At 61.0% G+C, this 17,981-nt stretch carries 17 protein-coding genes; 8 read left to right on the top strand and 9 right to left on the bottom strand.

From position 1 onward, the window contains the following. Position 1: 1 nt before the first annotated feature. From AC1DYQ_RS14015 to AC1DYQ_RS13985, 7 genes are all read left to right on the top strand, one after another. Positions 2-1,450, top strand: coding sequence for a sigma-54-dependent transcriptional regulator (locus AC1DYQ_RS14015; RefSeq protein ID WP_477687285.1), 1,449 nt, complete (start codon positions 2-4; stop codon positions 1,448-1,450). Beyond that, entirely contained in the window at positions 1,437-2,036 is a 600-nt protein-coding gene (gene ampD / locus AC1DYQ_RS14010) for a 1,6-anhydro-N-acetylmuramyl-L-alanine amidase AmpD (RefSeq protein WP_477687284.1), read from the top strand. The genes AC1DYQ_RS14015 and ampD overlap by 14 nt, the downstream gene beginning before the upstream one ends. 443 nt (positions 2,037-2,479) lie before the next feature. After that, positions 2,480-5,389, top strand: coding sequence for a ribonucleoside-diphosphate reductase subunit alpha (locus tag AC1DYQ_RS14005; RefSeq protein ID WP_477687283.1), 2,910 nt, complete (start codon positions 2,480-2,482; stop codon positions 5,387-5,389). A 131-nt stretch (positions 5,390-5,520) separates the two neighbouring features. Then, positions 5,521-6,744: a ribonucleotide-diphosphate reductase subunit beta gene (locus AC1DYQ_RS14000; protein ID WP_477668370.1), complete on the top strand. Its 1,224-nt coding sequence runs from the start codon at positions 5,521-5,523 to the stop codon at positions 6,742-6,744. A gap of 50 nt (positions 6,745-6,794) precedes the next feature. Next, on the top strand, positions 6,795-6,929 hold the full coding sequence (locus AC1DYQ_RS13995) for a hypothetical protein (protein WP_457281068.1): 135 nt from the start codon (positions 6,795-6,797) through the stop codon (positions 6,927-6,929). Positions 6,930-6,943: 14 nt separating this feature from the next. Continuing rightward, the gene (locus AC1DYQ_RS13990; protein ID WP_431098248.1) at positions 6,944-7,417 is read left to right on the top strand and encodes a histone H1-like DNA-binding protein; all 474 of its coding nucleotides are present in this window, start codon (positions 6,944-6,946) and stop codon (positions 7,415-7,417) included. Positions 7,418-7,540: 123 nt separating this feature from the next. Then, the gene (locus AC1DYQ_RS13985) at positions 7,541-7,894 is read left to right on the top strand and encodes a DUF167 domain-containing protein (RefSeq protein WP_477687282.1); all 354 of its coding nucleotides are present in this window, start codon (positions 7,541-7,543) and stop codon (positions 7,892-7,894) included. 72 nt (positions 7,895-7,966) lie between these two features. On the opposite strand, the gene AC1DYQ_RS13980 is transcribed toward AC1DYQ_RS13985, so the two are convergent. From AC1DYQ_RS13980 to AC1DYQ_RS13950, 7 genes are all read right to left on the bottom strand, one after another. Then, on the bottom strand, positions 7,967-8,869 hold the full coding sequence (locus AC1DYQ_RS13980) for a carbohydrate kinase family protein (RefSeq protein WP_477687281.1): 903 nt from the start codon (positions 8,867-8,869) through the stop codon (positions 7,967-7,969). Between the two features lie 18 nt (positions 8,870-8,887). Then, complete coding sequence (locus AC1DYQ_RS13975; RefSeq protein WP_477687280.1) at positions 8,888-9,997, bottom strand: DUF3426 domain-containing protein; 1,110 nt, start codon at positions 9,995-9,997, stop codon at positions 8,888-8,890. A gap of 71 nt (positions 9,998-10,068) precedes the next feature. Next, entirely contained in the window at positions 10,069-10,959 is an 891-nt protein-coding gene (prmA, locus tag AC1DYQ_RS13970) for a 50S ribosomal protein L11 methyltransferase (protein WP_477687279.1), read from the bottom strand. Positions 10,960-11,101: 142 nt separating this feature from the next. Then, a complete protein-coding gene (gene accC / locus AC1DYQ_RS13965; protein ID WP_457281072.1) occupies positions 11,102-12,451 on the bottom strand; it encodes an acetyl-CoA carboxylase biotin carboxylase subunit in 1,350 nt (449 codons plus the stop codon). Between the two features lie 41 nt (positions 12,452-12,492). Next, positions 12,493-12,948, bottom strand: a complete 456-nt coding sequence (gene accB, locus AC1DYQ_RS13960) for an acetyl-CoA carboxylase biotin carboxyl carrier protein (protein WP_477687278.1) — start codon at positions 12,946-12,948, stop codon at positions 12,493-12,495. Between the two features lie 347 nt (positions 12,949-13,295). Next, on the bottom strand, positions 13,296-13,853 hold the full coding sequence (locus AC1DYQ_RS13955) for a TlpA disulfide reductase family protein (RefSeq protein WP_477687277.1): 558 nt from the start codon (positions 13,851-13,853) through the stop codon (positions 13,296-13,298). Beyond that, a complete protein-coding gene (locus AC1DYQ_RS13950; RefSeq protein WP_457281075.1) occupies positions 13,850-14,461 on the bottom strand; it encodes a hypothetical protein in 612 nt (203 codons plus the stop codon). Before AC1DYQ_RS13950 ends, AC1DYQ_RS13955 begins: the two co-directional genes overlap by 4 nt. Before the next feature lie 274 nt (positions 14,462-14,735). Here AC1DYQ_RS13950 and mpl point away from each other — a divergent pair, with 274 nt between their 5' ends. Continuing rightward, positions 14,736-16,163, top strand: coding sequence for a UDP-N-acetylmuramate:L-alanyl-gamma-D-glutamyl-meso-diaminopimelate ligase (mpl, locus tag AC1DYQ_RS13945; RefSeq protein WP_477687276.1), 1,428 nt, complete (start codon positions 14,736-14,738; stop codon positions 16,161-16,163). Positions 16,164-16,308: 145 nt separating this feature from the next. Here mpl and AC1DYQ_RS13940 read toward each other — a convergent pair whose 3' ends face one another. Together AC1DYQ_RS13940 and AC1DYQ_RS13935 are read right to left on the bottom strand one after the other, a co-directional pair. Then, positions 16,309-16,620, bottom strand: a complete 312-nt coding sequence (locus AC1DYQ_RS13940; RefSeq protein ID WP_477687275.1) for a hypothetical protein — start codon at positions 16,618-16,620, stop codon at positions 16,309-16,311. An 81-nt stretch (positions 16,621-16,701) separates the two neighbouring features. Beyond that, positions 16,702-17,826 (bottom strand): 3-deoxy-7-phosphoheptulonate synthase, encoded by a 1,125-nt coding sequence (locus AC1DYQ_RS13935; RefSeq protein WP_477687274.1) that lies wholly within the window; start codon positions 17,824-17,826, stop codon positions 16,702-16,704. Between the last annotated feature and the right edge of the window lie 155 nt (positions 17,827-17,981).

Genomic DNA, 17,981 nt, shown 5'->3' with positions numbered 1-17,981 from the left:
CATGAGCACCCCCATTCCCGTTCCCCAGCAGGCACGTATCCTCGTCATTGACGATGAACCGGATTTGCGCACCCTGTATGAACTGACGCTGCTCAGGGAAGGGTATCGGGTGGAGGCAGCCGGTGACCTGCTGCAGGCCCGGGAGCAGCTCAAGGCGCATCACTTCGATGCTGTGATCACCGATATGCGCCTGCCAGATGGCCTTGGCCTCGAATTACTGCGAGACATGATCGACCAGCAACGGCCCGAACGATGCGTGGTGATTACGGCCCACGGCTCGGCCGAAAATGCGGTGGAAGCACTCAAGGCCGGCGCGTTTGACTACCTCACGAAACCGGTCGACCTCAAGCAATTCCGCAGTGTCGTGGCATCGGCTGTGCAGGGTGCCAAACAGCCGGCGCAACAGGTCAAAAGCGATCGAAGCGCACCGGAACACGGCACCACCCCCTCCGCCCAGAAAAAAAATGGGGACGGCACCCAGATTCTGCAAAAGCTGGTGGGTGAGTCTGCCGTCATGCGCGCCGTCAAGTCGCGCATCGTCAAGGTGGCGGGGAGCATGGCGCCCGTCCTCATCCAGGGAGAGTCGGGCACCGGCAAGGAACTGGTGGCACGAGCCGTACACGGTTGCAGCCACCGCGCGGCAGGGCCTTTTGTCGCCGTCAATTGCAGCGCCATACCCGAGAATCTCCTCGAAGCGGAGTTTTTCGGCGCACGCAAGGGCGCCTATACCGGATCGGCGCAGGACCGGCAAGGCTACTTCCAGGCGGCCAAGGGCGGAACCCTGTTTCTCGATGAAATCGGCGACCTGCCGCTGGCCATGCAATCCAAACTTCTGCGCGCCATCCAGGAACGCACCGTCAGGCCGCTGGGTTCGCCGCAGGAGGACACCGTTGACGTGCGCATCGTCAGCGCAACGCACAAAAACCTGGCAGCGGAAGCCCAGGAAGGGACATTCCGCCAGGATCTTTATTACCGGCTCAACGTGATTGAAATTGCCGTGCCGGCCCTGCGCGAACGCAGGGAAGATTTGCCAGCACTCTGCACTGCCCTGCTGTCAAGAATCTGCCAGGAGTCCGGGTTCAAGATGCCCGAGTTGACCGACGCCGTGATGGAGCAGTTGCAGTCCAGGCCATTTAACGGCAATGTCAGGGAGCTGGAAAACATCCTGCACCGGGCCGTGGCGCTCGGCGAAGGAAGCGCGCTGCATTTTGATGCGCCGGCCGAAGAACATGTCACCGTCCCGGAAAACCTGCAGGATTATCTGGACGGGCAGGAGCGAAACATCCTGACCAAGGTTTTGCTGGAGACCGGCTTCAATCGTACCGCTGCCGCCGCGAGGCTGGGTTTGAGCCTGCGGCAGATCCGCTACCGCATTGCACGCCTGAATATCACCACGCCGGGCAATGACGACCTGGCCGACGGACTTGACCCTGCCGATGACCCCGCCTGAAAGCCCCAATGCCCTTCCCCGGCCTTTGTGGCAAAACGGCTGGTACCGCTATGCACGCCCACTGGCTTCGCCCAACTTTGGTCCACGCCCCCCCGATGCGCAGATTGACCTGATCGTCATCCACTCCATCAGCCTGCCGCCAGGTGAGTTCGGCAATGACAACGTGCAGCGCCTTTTCACCAACCAGCTCGACTGGGAGGCACACGCTTACTTTCAGGGCATTCGCGGCCTGCAGGTTTCATCGCATTTTTTTATCGCCCGAACCGGCGCATTGTGGCAGTTTGTGAGCTGTGACGACCGCGCCTGGCATGCCGGGGAATCCAGCTACCGCGGGCGCACCAACTGCAACGACGATTCCATCGGCATCGAGCTGGAAGGCCTTGAGGGAGATACCTTTGAAGCATCCCAGTATGAAACCCTGACCGGGCTGTGCGCCTCGCTTCTGCAGCACTATCCCATTGAGCACATCGCCGGGCACGAGCACATTGCACCCGGCCGCAAGCAGGACCCAGGCACTGGCTTCAACTGGCCTCTGCTGCAAAACTCGCTGTCGTCACCGGCTAGGTGTTTTCCCGAAATCATGTGACTGGTGCACCTGCACGCACTCACCATTGCGGTGCGCCTTGCGGTTGAAATTTCTGGTTATTTTTACCGCGCCCGCAGTGACCGGCGCTCCCAACCCAAAGCCCGCGAATGACCGTGCCACAACGTTGCATCAGCTTCGCAAGCCTGATGGCATCAGGCTTTCCGCGAGGTTGAGCGGGCCGCCATCAAGCACTGATCGAGGCGTCTGGAATGGGGCCTAAAAAGCCACAAAACGTAACGGTGCATTCAGTCAGCGATACACTACCTGTAGTGGCTTGTATTCCCTCCATACCCTAGGTATAGTGTCTAAGCCCTAATTCAGTTTGATGTAATTCGGGTCAGGAAATGAAGGAGCAGGTTGATAGGCCTGTGCAATACCTCAATATATCCAGAGACCCCGAACAGCACATCAAACCACCCATAAAACAAAGCAAAGAGGAAGTCATGCAAACTGCACAACACGCGGTGCCCGTCACGTCGAGCGTTCTGGCAAGCAACCCGGCAACCGGCGATACCAACGCGCAAAGCAACCCGCTCGCCCATTACCAGATCATCCGCCGCAATGGCGGCGTGGTGCCGTTCGAACCCAACAAGATCGCCGTGGCCATGATGAAGGCTTTCCTGGCCGTGCATGGCACGCAGGGTGCGGCTTCGGCCAGCGTCCGCGAAACCGTTGACGGCCTGACCCAGGCGGTCATCCGCGCCCTGATGCGTTCGCGCCCAGGCGGCGGAACCTTTCATATAGAAGACGTTCAGGATCAGGTCGAGCTGGGCCTGATGCGCGGCGGCCACCATGAAATCGCCCGCGCTTACGTGCTGTACCGCGAGAAGCGCACGCAAGAGCGCGCACGCCAGCCGCAAACCCAGGCACCTGCGGCGCCCCTGATCCATGTGACCGACCGCGGCAACCGCGTCGCGCTGGACATCCGCAACCTGCAGGCTCTGATTGAAGCGTCTTGCGCCAACCTGGGCGCAGATATCAAGCCCGACCCCATCGTTGCCGAGACCATGCGCAACCTCTATGACGGTGTGCCCATTGATGAAGTCTACAAGGCGTCCATCCTGGCAGCGCGCACCCTGATCGAGAAAGACCCTGACTACACCTACGCCACCGCACGCCTGCTGATGCACACCATCCGCCGCGAAGTGCTGGGTGAAGAAGTCAGTCAGGAAGACATGGCGATTCGCTACGCCGAGTATTTCCCGCAGTTCATCGCCAAGGGCGTACAAAACGAGCTGCTCGACGAAAAGCTCCAGCAGTTCGACCTGGCCCGCCTGGGCGCCGCGCTCAAGCCCGAACGCGACCTGAAATTCGACTACCTCGGCCTGCAAACCCTGTTTGACCGCTACTTCCTGCACGTGCGCAAACAGCGCATCGAGCTACCACAGGCTTTCTTCATGCGGGTGGCCATGGGCCTGTCGCTCAACGAGATCAACCGCGAAGAACGCGCGATCGAGTTCTATGAAATCCTCTCGTCCTTCGACTTCATGTCGAGCACGCCCACCCTGTTCAATGCCGGCACGCTGCGCTCGCAGCTGTCGTCGTGCTACCTGACGACCGTCGCCGACGACCTGGGCGGCATTTACGACGCCATCAAGGAAAACGCGCTGCTGTCCAAATTTGCCGGCGGCCTGGGCAATGACTGGACGCCTGTGCGCGCCCTGGGCGCCCATATCAAGGGCACCAACGGCGAATCGCAAGGCGTCGTGCCTTTCCTCAAAGTCGTCAACGACACCGCCGTGGCGGTCAACCAGGGCGGCAAGCGCAAGGGCGCCGTCTGCGCCTACCTGGAAACATGGCACCTGGATATTGAAGAGTTCCTGGAACTGCGCAAGAACACCGGCGACGACCGCCGCCGTACGCACGACATGAACACCGCCAACTGGATTCCCGATCTCTTCATGCGTCGCGTGATGGAAAAGGGCAGCTGGACGCTGTTCTCACCGTCCGACACGCCCGACCTGCACGACAAGTTCGGCAAGGATTTCGAAAAAATCTACACCGCCTACGAAGCCAAGGCCGAGCGCGGCGAAATCAAGCCATCCCGCAAGCTGCAGGCCACCGACATGTGGCGCAAGATGCTGTCGATGCTGTTTGAAACCGGCCACCCCTGGATCACGTTCAAGGATGCCTGCAACGTGCGCTCGCCGCAGCAGCACACCGGCGTCGTGCACTCGTCCAACCTGTGCACCGAGATCACGCTCAACACCAGCGACACCGAAACCGCCGTCTGCAACCTCGGCTCAGTCAACCTCGTCCAGCACCTGAAGGACGGCGCGGTCGACCACGAAAAACTCAAAAAGACCATCACCACGGCCATGCGCATGCTGGACAACGTGATCGACATCAACTACTACGCCGTCAAAAAGGCCCGTGATTCCAACATGCGCCATCGCCCCGTGGGCCTGGGCATCATGGGTTTCCAGGACTGCCTGTATGAACTGCGTGTTCCCTATGCTTCCCAGGAAGCCGTCGAGTTCGCCGACAAGTCCATGGAAGCCGTCTGCTACCACGCTTACTGGGCGTCAACCGAACTGGCCAAAGAGCGCGGTAAATATGCCACGTACAAAGGTTCGCTCTGGGACAAGGGCATCCTGCCGCTGGATACGCTGGACATGCTGGCCGAGCAGCGCGGCGGCTATGTGGAAGTCGACCGCTCCGCCAGCCTTGACTGGGACGCTTTGCGCAAGAAGATTGCCAAAGACGGCATGCGCAATTCCAACTGCGTGGCCATTGCGCCCACAGCCACCATCTCCAACATCATTGGGGTGGATGCCTGTATCGAACCCTGCTTTGGCAACCTGTCGGTCAAGTCCAACCTGTCGGGTGAATTCACCGTCATCAACCATTACCTGGTCCGAGACCTGAAGCGCTTGGGCCTGTGGGATGACGTGATGGTGGTGGATCTGAAGCACTTTGACGGCTCCCTGCGTCCGATCGATCGCGTGCCGCAGGACGTCAAGGCGCTCTACGCCACGGCGTTTGAGATTGAAACTTCCTGGATTGTCGAAGCGGCAGCGCGCCGCCAGAAGTGGATTGACCAGGCACAGTCGCTCAATATCTATATGGCGGGCGCGTCGGGCAAAAAGCTCGACGACACCTACAAACTGGCTTGGTTGCGCGGCCTCAAGACGACTTACTACCTGCGCACGCAAAGCGCTACGCATGCCGAGAAGTCGACTGTGACGGCCGGAAAAATGAACTCGGTTTCTTCCGGCACGGCCACCTCGGGCGGCGGCATGAGCGCGCTTGAAGCAGCAGCCGCTGCAGCTCAGGCACAGATGAGTGCATCGCCCGCGACCGACATCAAGTTCTGCGCAATCGATGACCCCGGTTGCGAGGCCTGCCAATAAAAAAACGAATCGTGTGCTGAGCTTCATCGCACGATTCGATGTAATTGAGCAACACAATTTTGTAGCGATGTGAATGAACACTTTTCATTTTGTATCGCTGCTTTCATAATCCCAAAGTATTGGAAACCTCTATGTTGACCTGGGACGAAGAAGTCAAACCATCTTTGCAAACATCTCACAACAGCGGCTTGCCTGAAGGCCGCTCGATGGAACTTCCGCCTCTTTCTTTGAATACTGCCGAGCAGCCCCAGGCGCAAGTGCGCATGCTCAACGACGGCGCGTTCGCACCTGTGCAGGCTGCGGCACCTTCTACGTCTGCCGCCGCACCCGCCAAGGCACAACGCGTCAAGGCCTCCGACAAACGCATCATCAATGGCCAGACCGACGTCAACCAGCTGGTGCCGTTCAAATACAAGTGGGCCTGGGAAAAATACCTCGCCACCTGCGCCAACCACTGGATGCCGCAGGAAGTGAACATGACGCGCGACATCGCGCTCTGGAAAGACCCGAATGGCCTGACCGAAGACGAACGCCGTCTGGTCAAGCGTAATCTGGGTTTCTTCGTGACCGCCGACTCGCTGGCCGCCAACAACATCGTGCTGGGCACCTACCGCCATATCACGGCGCCCGAATGCCGCCAGTTCCTGCTGCGCCAGGCTTTTGAAGAGGCCATCCACACCCATGCCTACCAGTACATCACTGAATCGCTGGGCCTGGACGAAGCCGAAATCTTCAACGCCTATAACGAAGTGCAATCGATCAAGGACAAGGACCAGTTCCTGATTCCTTTCATTGAAGTGATCTCCGACCCCCACTTCAAGACCGGTACCACCGAAGCTGACCAGACCCTGCTCAAGTCGCTGATTGTGTTTGCCTGCCTGATGGAAGGCCTGTTCTTCTATGTGGGCTTCACGCAGATTCTTGCCCTGGGTCGCCAGAACAAGATGACCGGCGCCGCAGAGCAGTACCAGTACATCCTGCGCGACGAGTCCATGCACTGCAACTTCGGCATCGACCTGATCAACCAGCTCAAGCTGGAAAACCCCCATCTCTGGACGGCGGAGTTCAAGGCCGAGATCAAGGCATTGTTCATGAAAGCCGTCGAACTGGAGTACCGCTACGCCGAAGACACCATGCCGCGCGGCGTGCTCGGCCTCAATGCGTCCATGTTCAAAGGCTACCTCCGCTACATTGCCAATCGCCGTGCCACACAGATCGGACTTGAAACTCTCTTCCCCAACGAGGAGAATCCGTTCCCATGGATGAGCGAAATGATCGACCTGAAAAAAGAGCGTAACTTCTTTGAAACCCGTGTGATCGAGTACCAGTCCGGTGGTGCCCTTTCCTGGGATTGATTGACCAAAAAAATACGCGAGACAAGCGAACAATGATTTCAAGAATTGCAATGACCAGTGACAGCACCGAAGAGTGCGCGTTGGGCTTTGCTCCTGTGTTCGCGGCGCTGGGACCGGTTTATCCGGGGCCCAACGCCGTGAATCGCTTTACGTACTCCAACCGTGAAGTGCTCTTTGCAACGTGATCAAGGAGAAAACTATGGCAACTGCGAAAAAAACTGCGGCTAAAAAAGCTGCTCCAAAGAAAGCCCCTGCGAAAAAAGTAGCGGCTAAGAAGGCTCCTGCGAAAAAAGCAGCAGCGAAAAAAGCTCCGGCTAAAAAAGCTCCAGCGAAAAAAGTAGCGGCCAAAAAGCCAGCTGCGAAAAAATCGCCAGCGAAAAAGCCAGCAGCCAAGAAGGTAGCGGCCAAGAAGCCAGCAGCGAAGAAAGCTGCAGCGAAAAAGCCAGCAGCCAAGAAGGCCGCAAAAAAGGTAGCGAAGAAACCAGCGGCGAAGAAAGCCGCTGCGAAAAAGCCTGCCGCCAAGAAAGCAGCGAAAAAGCCCGCTGCGAAGAAAGCCGCGAAAAAACCTGCTGCCAAAGCTGCGAAAGCACCCGCTGCAGCGGCTGCCCCTGCGGCTCAGACTACTCTGAACCCGCAAGCTGCCTGGCCGTTTCCGACAGCCAGCAAGCCGTAAGCAGTAAGGTAATTCTGCTTAGAGCCCGATATCGAAAGATGTCGGGCTTTTTTCATGGCTGGACCGTTCCTGAGGCCATTCACAATTGACACCCCTGTTTACCGCCGCCGGACCACTCCAGCCATGAAACCATTCCCCGCGCTGCCCGAACTTCCTTTTCTGCGACGGGAAAAGAATGGGGACGTTCTGATCGACATCCATGTGGTGCCCAACGCCGCCAAAACCGAGATGATGGGCCTGCATGGAGAGACCGGCCAGCAGGCGCTGCGCCTGCGATTGCAGGCACCGCCCGTGGAGGGCAAAGCCAATCAGGCCCTGGTGAAATGGCTGGCCGGTTGCCTCGGCGTTCCGCAGCAGGCGGTCACGCTGGCCCGCGGAGAGGCTTCAAGGCGCAAGCAGTTGCGCGTCAGTGCTGAAGCGGCAAGCCAGGCTGCGTGGAATGAATGGCTGAAAGCACTGGACCACCGCGAGCCATAGCCGCCCCGCCTACGACAAGGGAATGGTCGAATGCTATTAATTTAATAGCTGGCGGCGCCCATTCTGTCTTGCTCAAGCGCTGATTTGTTCGGAATTCAGCGTGTAGTTCTGGCCGCCGCGCGTGGCGATCTTGAGCGCACCCACCCGGTTCCCCAAGGCGGCGCAGCGGTCCAGCGTCCAGCCTTTTTCCAGGCCAAACAGCAAAGCGCCGCGAAAGGCATCGCCGCATCCCGTCGGGTCAACTACTGCTTCGGCTTTCACCGGCGGCACCAGAGTTTTCTCGCCGCCAATCCAGACCTCGCAACCTTCCGCGCCCAGCGTCACCACCAGGCCCTGCACCCGGCGGGACAATTCGGCGCATGACAGGCCCGTGCGGTCGCACAGCATTTTGGCCTCGTAATCGTTGACGGTCACCCAAGTGGAAAGCTCCACAAAGTGGGAAAGCTCCTTGCCGTCAAACATGGGAAGGCCCTGGCCTGGATCAAAAACGAAGGGGATACCGGCCAGCTTGAACTGCTCGGCATGCTGCAGCATGGCATCGCGCCCGTCAGGCGAGATAATGCCCAGCTTGATGTCATCGCGTGCGTCAATGCGGGTGATATGGGCCTGCATCATGGCACCCGGATGAAAAGCCGTGATCTGGTTGTTGTCCCGGTCGGTCATGATCATCGCCTGGGCCGTATAGGTGTCGCCCACCTGCCGCACAAATTCCGTGCTGATGCCCAGCGTCTTCATGCGCTCCACGTACTCGGCGCCGTCGCTGCCTACCGTGGCCATGGGCAACGGCTTGCCGCCAAGCTGCTGCAGGCTGTAGGCGATATTGCCGGCGCAACCACCGAACTCGCGGCGCAGCGCCGGCACCAGAAACGACACATTCAGGATATGCAGCTGGTCGGGCAGTATCTGCTCCGAAAAGCGCCCCTCAAAGGTCATGATGGTGTCAAACGCCAGGGAGCCACAAATAACAGCAGACATTCAGTTCTCTCGTTTCAATCAGGGGTAAAAAACCAGGACACGGTAGCCAGCCACCCGCAAGGGAGCCGCCGGCACGGAAGACGGCGGTGACGCTGCTGCAGCAGCGTCCGCATCACCGGATATTTTCATGATGACCAGGCCCGGCATTTCGGAGCGGGCGGCCAGGGTCGGCGATTTGGCGCCAAACTGTGCCGGCGTCAGGATGCGGCGCACCACGGCCTGGTCCTGCGAATCGGTCAGGGTCACTTCCAGGGAAGGCATTTCCAGCAGCGTCACACCCGTGTTTTTGAGCGTAAAACTGAGGCGATAGGCATCAGGGCCGATACGGTTGAAGGTGGAGCTGTCTATGACCAGTGACTCAATATGCCGCGGCGCACGAATGTCACAGTGCAACTGGCCGCAAATGCCCTGAAGCGCCGGCACGAGCCGGGGCTCCAGTGCGGCCAGCGTGTCCCTTTGCTGGACAGCCCACTGCAAGACCAGCACGGCCAGCAGCAGCAGGGATAGCAAGGCCATGGTCCACCGGGTCAGCGGCCGTTTCCAGAACGCCTTGCGCCTGGCCTCCCGCACAAAAGACACATCGTGCTCCACGCGCGAATCCGGCATGCCGGAGTCCACATCCGAAAAGGCAAAACTGGAATCATCATCGACCGCCGGACGCACCATCACCGGCCGGCGGGCTGGTGGCTCATCCGGCAACACGCTATCGGGCAGTTCCATCGGATCCTGCTGGCGTTCCTGTTGGGCCCGCTTCCAGCGTACAGGGTCAAAATCAGCCGCGCTGTCCTGCGCATCGGCAGGGCCAGTGCCGGAAGGCCTTAGCGGCACCCGGTCGGCAAATGACCTGGCAGGCGCCCATTCCTGTGAGTCCGCAGCAGCGGCAACAGCCACGACTGGCGGCGCCGGCGCAGAAGGGACAAATTCCGGCAGCGGCATGGGTTCGGTGTCCGCGACCGCAAACGGTATGGCGGGCACGGGCGATGCCATGTCACGCGGCAGCAGATGCGCGGACGCATCAAAGACTTCAGCGCAATGCCCGCATCGCACCCAGCCCTGTGAGACTTTGAGTTGGTCGGTCACGACTTTGAACATCGTGCCGCATGCGGGGCAGCGCGTAATCAGGCTCATTTAGCGCTGTATTGTAGGGGGCTCACCCCCGCTGACGGCCTGAAAACCGCCATGCGCGGGATTGAGCCGGCTCAGAAGCCAGCGGTCATCAAAATCCAGCCTTCTTGCGCATCGTGCACGGTGAGCTGGCAATAGGGCGCGTAGGCCTCCTTCAGTTCCTCCGCCTGGCGATCCAGAATGCCGGCCAGCACGAGATGGCCGCCCTTTTCAACGTGCGTGCACAACAGCGGCGCCAGCACCTTGAGCGGCGTCGCGAGGATGTTGGCCAGCACCGTCTGGTACTGGCCGGATGCCTTGTCGGGCAAGCCGGCGTTGAGCGCCACATGGTTGGCTTCGGCATTGGCGCGCGTCGACTCCACGGCGGCCGGGTCAATGTCGACGGCGTCGATGTCCCGCGCGCCGAACTTGGCCGCACCAATGGCCAGGATGCCCGAGCCGCAACCGTAGTCCAGCACACGGCCAAAGTTTTTGCCGGCAGCACCCTGGCCGGCAATCCAGCGAAGGCACATGCGGGTGGTGGGGTGAGTGCCCGTTCCGAATGCCAGGCCCGGATCCAGCCGGATCAATTGTTTGGCCTCCGCGGGCGGCTCGTGCCAGGTCGGCACGATCCAGAACTCGGGGGTGATGTCGACCGGCGAGAATTGCGATTGCGTCAGCCGCACCCAGTCCTGGTCAGGCACCGGCTGGACAGCCACCACCCGGCAGCCCGCAAAAAAGTCTTGCGCAGACAGCACGCTGGCCGCGTCACGCGCCAGGGCTTCGGTGGCAAACAGCGACACGATGCGCGACCGCTCCCAGCCCGCCTTGGGCGGCGGCATGTCCGGCTCGCCAAACAGCGCCTGCTCAGCCGGCGTCTGCGCATCGGCATCCTCCACCGACACACTGAGCGCATCCAGCGCATCCAGCGCCTCGCTCAAGGTTTCGACTTCGTCGACGGGGGCCAGCAGGATCAGTTCAAACATGGTTTATCCAGAGGAAGTTGGATACAACAGGACTCGAGGCAACCCATTCAAGCATGAGCCGCGGGACTGGCTTTGCCAGACCGCAGGCGGGCGGCCCCCTCGGGGGGCAGGAAGCTACACGAAGTGAGCGACCGTGGGGGCTTTATCTCTCTCGCTTCGAGAGCCACTCTTCAAGGTAGTGGATGTTGGTGCCGCCGTCCATGAACTTGGCGTCCACCATCAGTTCGCGGTGCAACGGGATGTTGGTGTTGATGCCTTCCACCACGGTTTCGGCCAGCGCCGTGCTCATGCGGGCCAGCGCCTGCTCACGCGTATCACCGTGAACAATGATCTTGCCGATCATCGAGTCATAGTTGGGCGGCACAAAGTAGTTGGCATAAATATGCGAGTCCACCCGCACGCCCGGCCCGCCCGGCGTGTGCCAGGTCGTGATACGGCCCGGCGAAGGCACGAACTTGTAGGGGTCTTCCGCGTTGATGCGGCATTCAATCGAATGGCCTTTGAGCTGGATGTCGCGCTGGGCAAAAGGCAGCTTTTCACCGGCCGCCACCATGATCTGGGTGCGCACGATGTCCACGCCGGTGATCCATTCGGTGACCGGATGCTCGACCTGGACACGCGTGTTCATCTCGATGAAGTAGAACTCGCCGTTTTCGTAGAGAAACTCAAAGGTGCCCGCGCCACGGTAGCCGATCTTTTTGACGGCGGCGACGCAGCGCTCACCAATGCGCTCGATCAGCTTGCGCGGAATCCCGGGCGCCGGCGCTTCTTCGATGACTTTCTGGTGGCGGCGCTGCATGGAACAGTCGCGTTCACCCAGCCAGACCGCATTCTTGTGCTGGTCGGCCAGGATCTGGATTTCGATGTGCCGCGGGTTCTGGAGAAATTTCTCCATGTAGACCTCGGGGTTGCCGAAAGCCGCGCCGGCTTCGGCCTTGGTGGTCTGCACCGCGTGTAGCAGGGCTGCCTCGGTGTGCACCACGCGCATGCCGCGCCCACCGCCGCCGCCCGCCGCCTTGATGATGACGGGGTAGCCGACCTGCTTGGCGGTGCGCTTGATGACGACCGGGTCGTCGGGCAAGGCGCCTTCAGAGCCAGGCACACAGGGCACACCGGCCTTGATCATGGTCTGCTTGGCCGAGACCTTGTCGCCCATGATGCGGATCGACTCCGGCGTGGGGCCGATGAACTTGAAGCCGCTTTTTTCCACGCGCTCGGCGAAGTCGGCGTTTTCGCTCAGGAAACCGTATCCGGGGTGGATGGCTTCAGCATCCGTCACCTCGGCCGCCGAGATGATGGCCGGCATGTTGAGGTAGCTGTCTTTGGAAGGCGCCGGGCCGATGCAGACCGACTCGTCGGCCAGCTTGATGTATTTGGCCTCGCGGTCGGCTTCGGAATAGACCATCACGGCCTTCACGCCGAGTTCGCGGCAGGCGCGCTGGATGCGCAGGGCAATCTCACCCCTGTTGGCGATCAGTATTTTCTTGAACATGCGTCGGTCAGCCTGGTTTGGAAAGGAGGCAAGGCGCCCGCTTACTCAATGATGAAGAGGGGTTGGCCGTATTCGACAGCCTGGCCGTTTTCCGAAAGGATCTTGGTGACGGTGCCCGATTTGTCGGCTTCGATCTCGTTGAGGATCTTCATGGCCTCGATGATGCAGATGGTTTCGCCTTCCTTGATGACGCTGCCGAGTTCGACAAAAGGCTTGGCGCCGGGGCTGGCAGAGCGATAAAAAGTGCCCACCATGGGCGACTTGACGGCATGGCCGGCGGGGGCTGCGGGCGCCGCCTCGGCGATCGGTGCGGCAGGCGCGCCGGCCGCGGGCGCCGCTGCGGGAGCTGCTACCATGGCAACCGGCTGCTGCATCACCAGGGGGGCGCCGCTGGATTTGACGATACGCACCTTGCCTTCAGCTTCAGTGATCTCCAGCTCGGAGACGTTGGACTCTGAGACGAGGTCGATCAGGGTCTTGAGTTTTCTTAAATCCATAGGTTCTCTCCAACGGCGGTAGATGCTGGCGCGGGATCTCGGCGCAGCTTTTTTTGACTGAAAGGCTGGAAACGGGAGGCACTTGACGCGGCCACCGATCTTCCTTCTTTTTTCACTTACTTTCTGCTTTTACGCTTTAAAGCGCTTATCAGTTAATTACTGCGGGGGACGAGCCAGGCGGCTTACCCCGGGAAAGCGCAGAGTGTACATCAAGCCGGAGGCCATTCCCAACCGTCTGGCGGCTGGCGGCTCCGCCTCAAAAACCTCATGGAAGATGCCGTTAGAAGCTGTTCCCGGCTGTTACCGAAGGTTTCGATGCAGCACGGCCCATCAGCAATGTTCTGCCGCTAATTGAGCTTGGCCCAGAGCGCCAGGTCTTCCGGCAGGACTTTGCCGATCTTGCGATGAAGCAGTTCGCCGGAAGCGCTGAGCACCGCGGTAAAAGGCAGGCTGCCTGCGAGATTTCCCAGCGATTTGCTGAGCTCGGTTCCGCCCAGACCGGCCATGCCGACCGGAAAATGCAGCGGTCTGGTTTGCAGCCAGGTTCGCACCGCGCTGGGCTGGTCGACAGCCAAACCCAGCACTTGCAGGTTTTTATCGCGATTTTCCTGGTAGAAGTAATCCAATAATGGCAACTCCTCCACACAGGGCGGGCACCAGGTGGCCCAGAAATTTACCAACAGCAGCTTGCCGCGAAAGCTGCTCATGGACAGGTTCTTGCCGTCGGGCGTGTCGAAGTTCAGGCTCCAAAATGCGTCGGTCGCGCTGCCAGATGTACTGCCGGGAGTGGGCGCCACCACTTTTTCATCCACCGCGTGAGGCTGGAATTTCCACCAGGCGACGCCTGCACCCGCCAGGCCGGCCAAGGCGGCGGCGCCGCCATAAAGCATGTTTCTGCGGTTCACGTGTCTGAAGTTCCGGGTTGGGGGGAGAGCAATTTTTGCACGGCAGCCAGGTCGCCCCGCGGGGTTCGTCCCTTGGCGTCCGGCCGCAGGGCGCCGCGCAGATCGTCGTGGTCATAGACCATCAGGTGCACGCCCACCGTCTCATTCAAAGGTTTGCACACACTTCGCAGGCTGAGCGCTTCCACGCTGTCACCGGTAAAACCGGTCACGGTACGCGGCTCGTAGTCCACATTGTGCTCAATCAGGGCAATCTCGGCTGATTTGGGGTCATCGCAGAACAGCTGGATGTAAATGTCGGACAGCCGCGTGGCCGTGCCGTGCCAGACGGCGCCGCCCAGGTAGGGCCGAAATTGCACCAGCCGCTCCATCCAGACCAGCGCCAGTTCACGCAGGGCCGCCAGCTCGGCAGGCTGGGTGTCGGCACAGAAAAGCGCGATGTATTCGCGGACAGCGTCTTCCAGCTCGTCATTGCCCGGCAGTTCGGTACGGGCGGGCAATGCCATCTGTTTGACGGCGCGGCGTTTGGCCGGACCATATTCCAGCCCTTCTTCCACCACCAGCGCGGCGGCCGTGGCGGCGATTTCGGATTTAAGGGTATGAGGTGTCAAGATCGGCTGGCTTCGACCCGGAAAAGGCCAAATCGAAGGTCAATGGGTGATGCGGATAAATGATGCGGGTGCGGGCGAAGCGATTGTGCCCCGGGTTGGGTTCCCGCCAGACGCTAAAGTTCACCCGGACCCATGGCGCACCCGACCGCTATGAAATCAATAGCTGCTTGCGCCCGTCCGCCTTGGCCAGAAAGCACTTTACCCATGAATTTCCACTCAACTATCGGACCCGGGCCTATGGGGCCCGCGGGAAGCCCTGCCTAGAATACAGGCCATGCACATACATATTCTGGGAATCTGCGGCACCTTCATGGGAGGCCTGGCCGCACTGGCGCGGGAAGCAGGGCACAAAGTGACAGGCTGCGACACCGGCGTCTACCCGCCCATGAGCGACCAGCTGCGCGGTTTGGGGATTGAGCTGATCGAGGGCTACGGCGCCGACCAGATGGCCTTCGAGCCCGACGTGTTCGTGGTGGGCAACGTGGTGTCGCGTGCCCGGCTTGCCGATGGCAGCGCCAAATACCCGCTCATGGAAGCCATCCTGAACAGCGGCAAGCCCTATACCAGCGGCCCACAATGGCTCTCGGGCCACGTGCTGCACCACCCGACCCACCACCCGACCGGGCCACGCCATGTGCTGGCGGTGGCCGGCACGCACGGCAAGACCACCACCACGGCCATGCTGGCCTGGATTCTCGAAGCTGCCGGGCTGAAACCGGGTTTCCTGGTCGGCGGCGTGCCGCTGAACTTCGGTGTATCCGCCCGGCTGGGCGAAGGCAATACCTTTGTCATCGAGGCCGACGAATACGACACCGCCTTTTTCGACAAGCGCAGCAAGTTCGTGCATTACCGTCCACGCACGGCCATCCTGAACAACCTCGAGTTCGACCACGCCGACATTTTTGACGATCTGGCCGCCATCGAGCGGCAGTTTCACCATCTGGTGCGCACCATCCCTTCACAAGGCCGCGTGGTCGTCAATGCCGCCGAGGCCAGCCTGCAGCGCGTGCTGGCCCAGGGCTGCTGGAGTGAGCAGCTGCTCTTCGGCAACGGCCTGCTGAACAAGAGCGGCTTCATGGCCCACGGCGAGCCCCACGACTTTCATGTGCTCAAGGCCGGCGAGGCCGTGGCCCACGTGCAGTGGGGCATCAGCGGCGTGCACAACCAGCTCAATGCGCTGGCCGCCATCGCGGCGGCTGAGCACGTCGGCGTGGCGCCCGAAGCCGCGGCCCGGGCGCTGGCGGAGTTCCAGAACGTCAAGCGCCGCATGGAAGTGCGCGGCGTGATCGCGCGCAAAGACGGCGACATCACGGTGTATGACGACTTCGCCCACCACCCCACCGCCATCCACACCACGGTGGACGGCCTGCGCCGCCAGCTGCAAAGCGCAGGCCGGGGCAGCGAACGCATTCTTGCCATCTTTGAGCCGCGCAGCAACACCATGAAGCTGGGCGCCATGACGGCCCAGCTGCCCTGGAGCCTGGAGCAGGCCGATCTGGCGTTTTGCCACGCCGGCGGACTGGACTGGGATGCGCGCGCCGCGCTCGCGCCCATGGGGAATCGCGCGCAGGTGGCCGGCACCATTGACCAGCTGATCGAGCAGGTGCTGGCCGCAGCGCAGCCGGGCGACCACTTGCTGTGCATGAGCAACGGCGGGTTTGGCGGGATTCACGCAAAACTGCTGCAGGCGCTGAAAGCCTGACGGCGGCCCCGCTGGCCCGGTTTAATAGGCAGGCCGGTGACTTCTTAAACCCAGCATGAGCCCCGGAACCGGCTTTGCCGGGCCGTAGGGCGGGCGGCCCCCTCGGGGGGCAGCGACTCACACAAAGTGGGGAAGCGTGGGGGCCTTAAAAACTGATGCTGAGTGTTGTGACATCTACATGCACAACCGGCTTGCCCAGCGCCGCGCTCGACGCCCGGGCAAATTCCTGAGCCCACTTGGCTTCGGCAAACTTCACCGGCCCAGCCGCCTGGGCTACCACCACCACCTTGTCGGCGGTCAGCAGTTTGCCCGTGGGCCGAAGCGGCTCACAGCCCATTTGCGTGAACTGGTCGTCCAGCCACCAGCGCGCCACATCGTGCGGCATGGGCTGCACTTCGTTGAGATCCAGCCGGATGGGCGCGACGCCCTTGAAGGTCACACTGACTTCGCTGCGCATGATGGGCTCCTGATCAGGGGTTCATGGTCGGCGACTTGCGGGCCCGGCGGCTATTCGCACAAACCCGCGCGTCGGCAAACCTTACTTCTTGGCCCGGCGCGCCTGCACGGCGGTCGACAGGATTTCCAGCACATCCAGCGAGTCGTTCCAGCCCAGGCAGGCGTCGGTGATGCTTTTGCCGTATTCCAGCGCTTTGGAGTCGTCCTTGCCGGGCGTGAATTTCTGCGCGCCGGGGTTGAGGTGGCTTTCCACCATCAGGCCGAACACATGGCGCGAACCACCCGCCACCTGGCCGGCGATGTCGCGCGCCACTTCGACCTGCTTTTCGTGCTGCTTGGAGCTGTTGGCGTGACTGCAGTCGACCATCAGCGTGGCGGGCAGCTTGGAGGCTTCGAGCTCCTTGCAGGCCGCTGCGACGCTGGCCGCGTCGTAGTTCGGCGCCTTGCCGCCGCGCAAAATCACGTGGCAGTCCTTGTTGCCGTTGGTCTGCACGATGGCGACCTGGCCGTTTTTATGCACCGACAAAAAGTGGTGGCCGCGCGCCGCCGCCTGGATGGCGTCGGTGGCGATGCGGATGTTGCCGTCGGTGCCGTTCTTGAAACCGATGGGCGCCGACAGGCCCGAAGCCAGCTCGCGGTGCACCTGGCTTTCGGTGGTGCGCGCGCCGATGGCGCCCCAGGAAATCAGGTCACCGATGTATTGCGGCGAGATCACGTCGAGGAATTCGCTGCCGGCGGGCAGGCCCAAGCGGTTGATGTCGATCAGCAGCTGGCGCGCGATGCGCAGGCCTTCGTCGATGCGGAAGGTTTCATCGAGGTAGGGGTCGTTGATCAGCCCCTTCCAGCCTACGGTGGTACGCGGTTTTTCGAAGTAGACGCGCATCACGATTTCCAGCGTGCCTTCGTACTTCTTGCGTTGTTCGACCAGCTTGCGGGCGTAGTCCAGCGCGGCCATTGGGTCGTGGATGGAGCATGGGCCGACGACGACCAGCAGACGGTCATCCTTGCCCTGGATGATGTTGTGGATGCTTTTGCGGGTTTTGCTGATCAGCGTCTCGACGGCGGTGCCGCGGATCGGGAAAAAGCGGATGAGGTGCTCGGGAGGGGGTAACACGGTGATGTCCTTGATGCGTTCGTCGTCGGTCTGGCTGGTCTTTTCGACGTTCGCATACCAGTTGTCGCTGGCGGAGGTGGGCTTGGCATTCATCGCTGTTTTCCTTTTCTTCGGGATATCAATCAGGTCGTCACAAGTCAGGGCATTTAAAAATTGAACGGGCAAAAAAAAACCGCCGGAGGCCGGCGGTTTTTGGAGAATCGGTGCGTTTTATCGGGTCACGCGTTGATCTCTCTACCGCCGGAAGC

The sequence above is a fragment of the Polaromonas sp. P1_F4 genome, assembly GCF_056405675.1.
This window is presented reverse-complemented; position numbering and strand designations above follow the sequence as displayed.

Bases quoted from the DNA above. Each gene is read 5' to 3' on its own strand.
- prmA (WP_477687279.1), bottom strand. From the start codon at position 10,959: ATGTTTGAACTGATCCTGCTGGCCCCCGTCGACGAAGTCGAAACCTTG.
- ampD (WP_477687284.1), top strand. From the start codon at position 1,437: ATGACCCCGCCTGAAAGCCCCAATGCCCTTCCCCGGCCTTTGTGGCAA.
- accC (WP_457281072.1), bottom strand. From the start codon at position 12,451: ATGTTCAAGAAAATACTGATCGCCAACAGGGGTGAGATTGCCCTGCGC.
- AC1DYQ_RS13990 (WP_431098248.1), top strand. From the start codon at position 6,944: ATGGCAACTGCGAAAAAAACTGCGGCTAAAAAAGCTGCTCCAAAGAAA.
- AC1DYQ_RS14005 (WP_477687283.1), top strand. From the start codon at position 2,480: ATGCAAACTGCACAACACGCGGTGCCCGTCACGTCGAGCGTTCTGGCA.
- AC1DYQ_RS13975 (WP_477687280.1), bottom strand. From the start codon at position 9,997: ATGAGCCTGATTACGCGCTGCCCCGCATGCGGCACGATGTTCAAAGTC.
- AC1DYQ_RS14000 (WP_477668370.1), top strand. From the start codon at position 5,521: ATGTTGACCTGGGACGAAGAAGTCAAACCATCTTTGCAAACATCTCAC.
- AC1DYQ_RS13985 (WP_477687282.1), top strand. From the start codon at position 7,541: ATGAAACCATTCCCCGCGCTGCCCGAACTTCCTTTTCTGCGACGGGAA.
- AC1DYQ_RS13995 (WP_457281068.1), top strand. From the start codon at position 6,795: ATGACCAGTGACAGCACCGAAGAGTGCGCGTTGGGCTTTGCTCCTGTG.
- AC1DYQ_RS14015 (WP_477687285.1), top strand. From the start codon at position 2: ATGAGCACCCCCATTCCCGTTCCCCAGCAGGCACGTATCCTCGTCATT.
- accB (WP_477687278.1), bottom strand. From the start codon at position 12,948: ATGGATTTAAGAAAACTCAAGACCCTGATCGACCTCGTCTCAGAGTCC.
- mpl (WP_477687276.1), top strand. From the start codon at position 14,736: ATGCACATACATATTCTGGGAATCTGCGGCACCTTCATGGGAGGCCTG.
- AC1DYQ_RS13935 (WP_477687274.1), bottom strand. From the start codon at position 17,826: ATGAATGCCAAGCCCACCTCCGCCAGCGACAACTGGTATGCGAACGTC.
- AC1DYQ_RS13980 (WP_477687281.1), bottom strand. From the start codon at position 8,869: ATGTCTGCTGTTATTTGTGGCTCCCTGGCGTTTGACACCATCATGACC.
- AC1DYQ_RS13940 (WP_477687275.1), bottom strand. From the start codon at position 16,620: ATGCGCAGCGAAGTCAGTGTGACCTTCAAGGGCGTCGCGCCCATCCGG.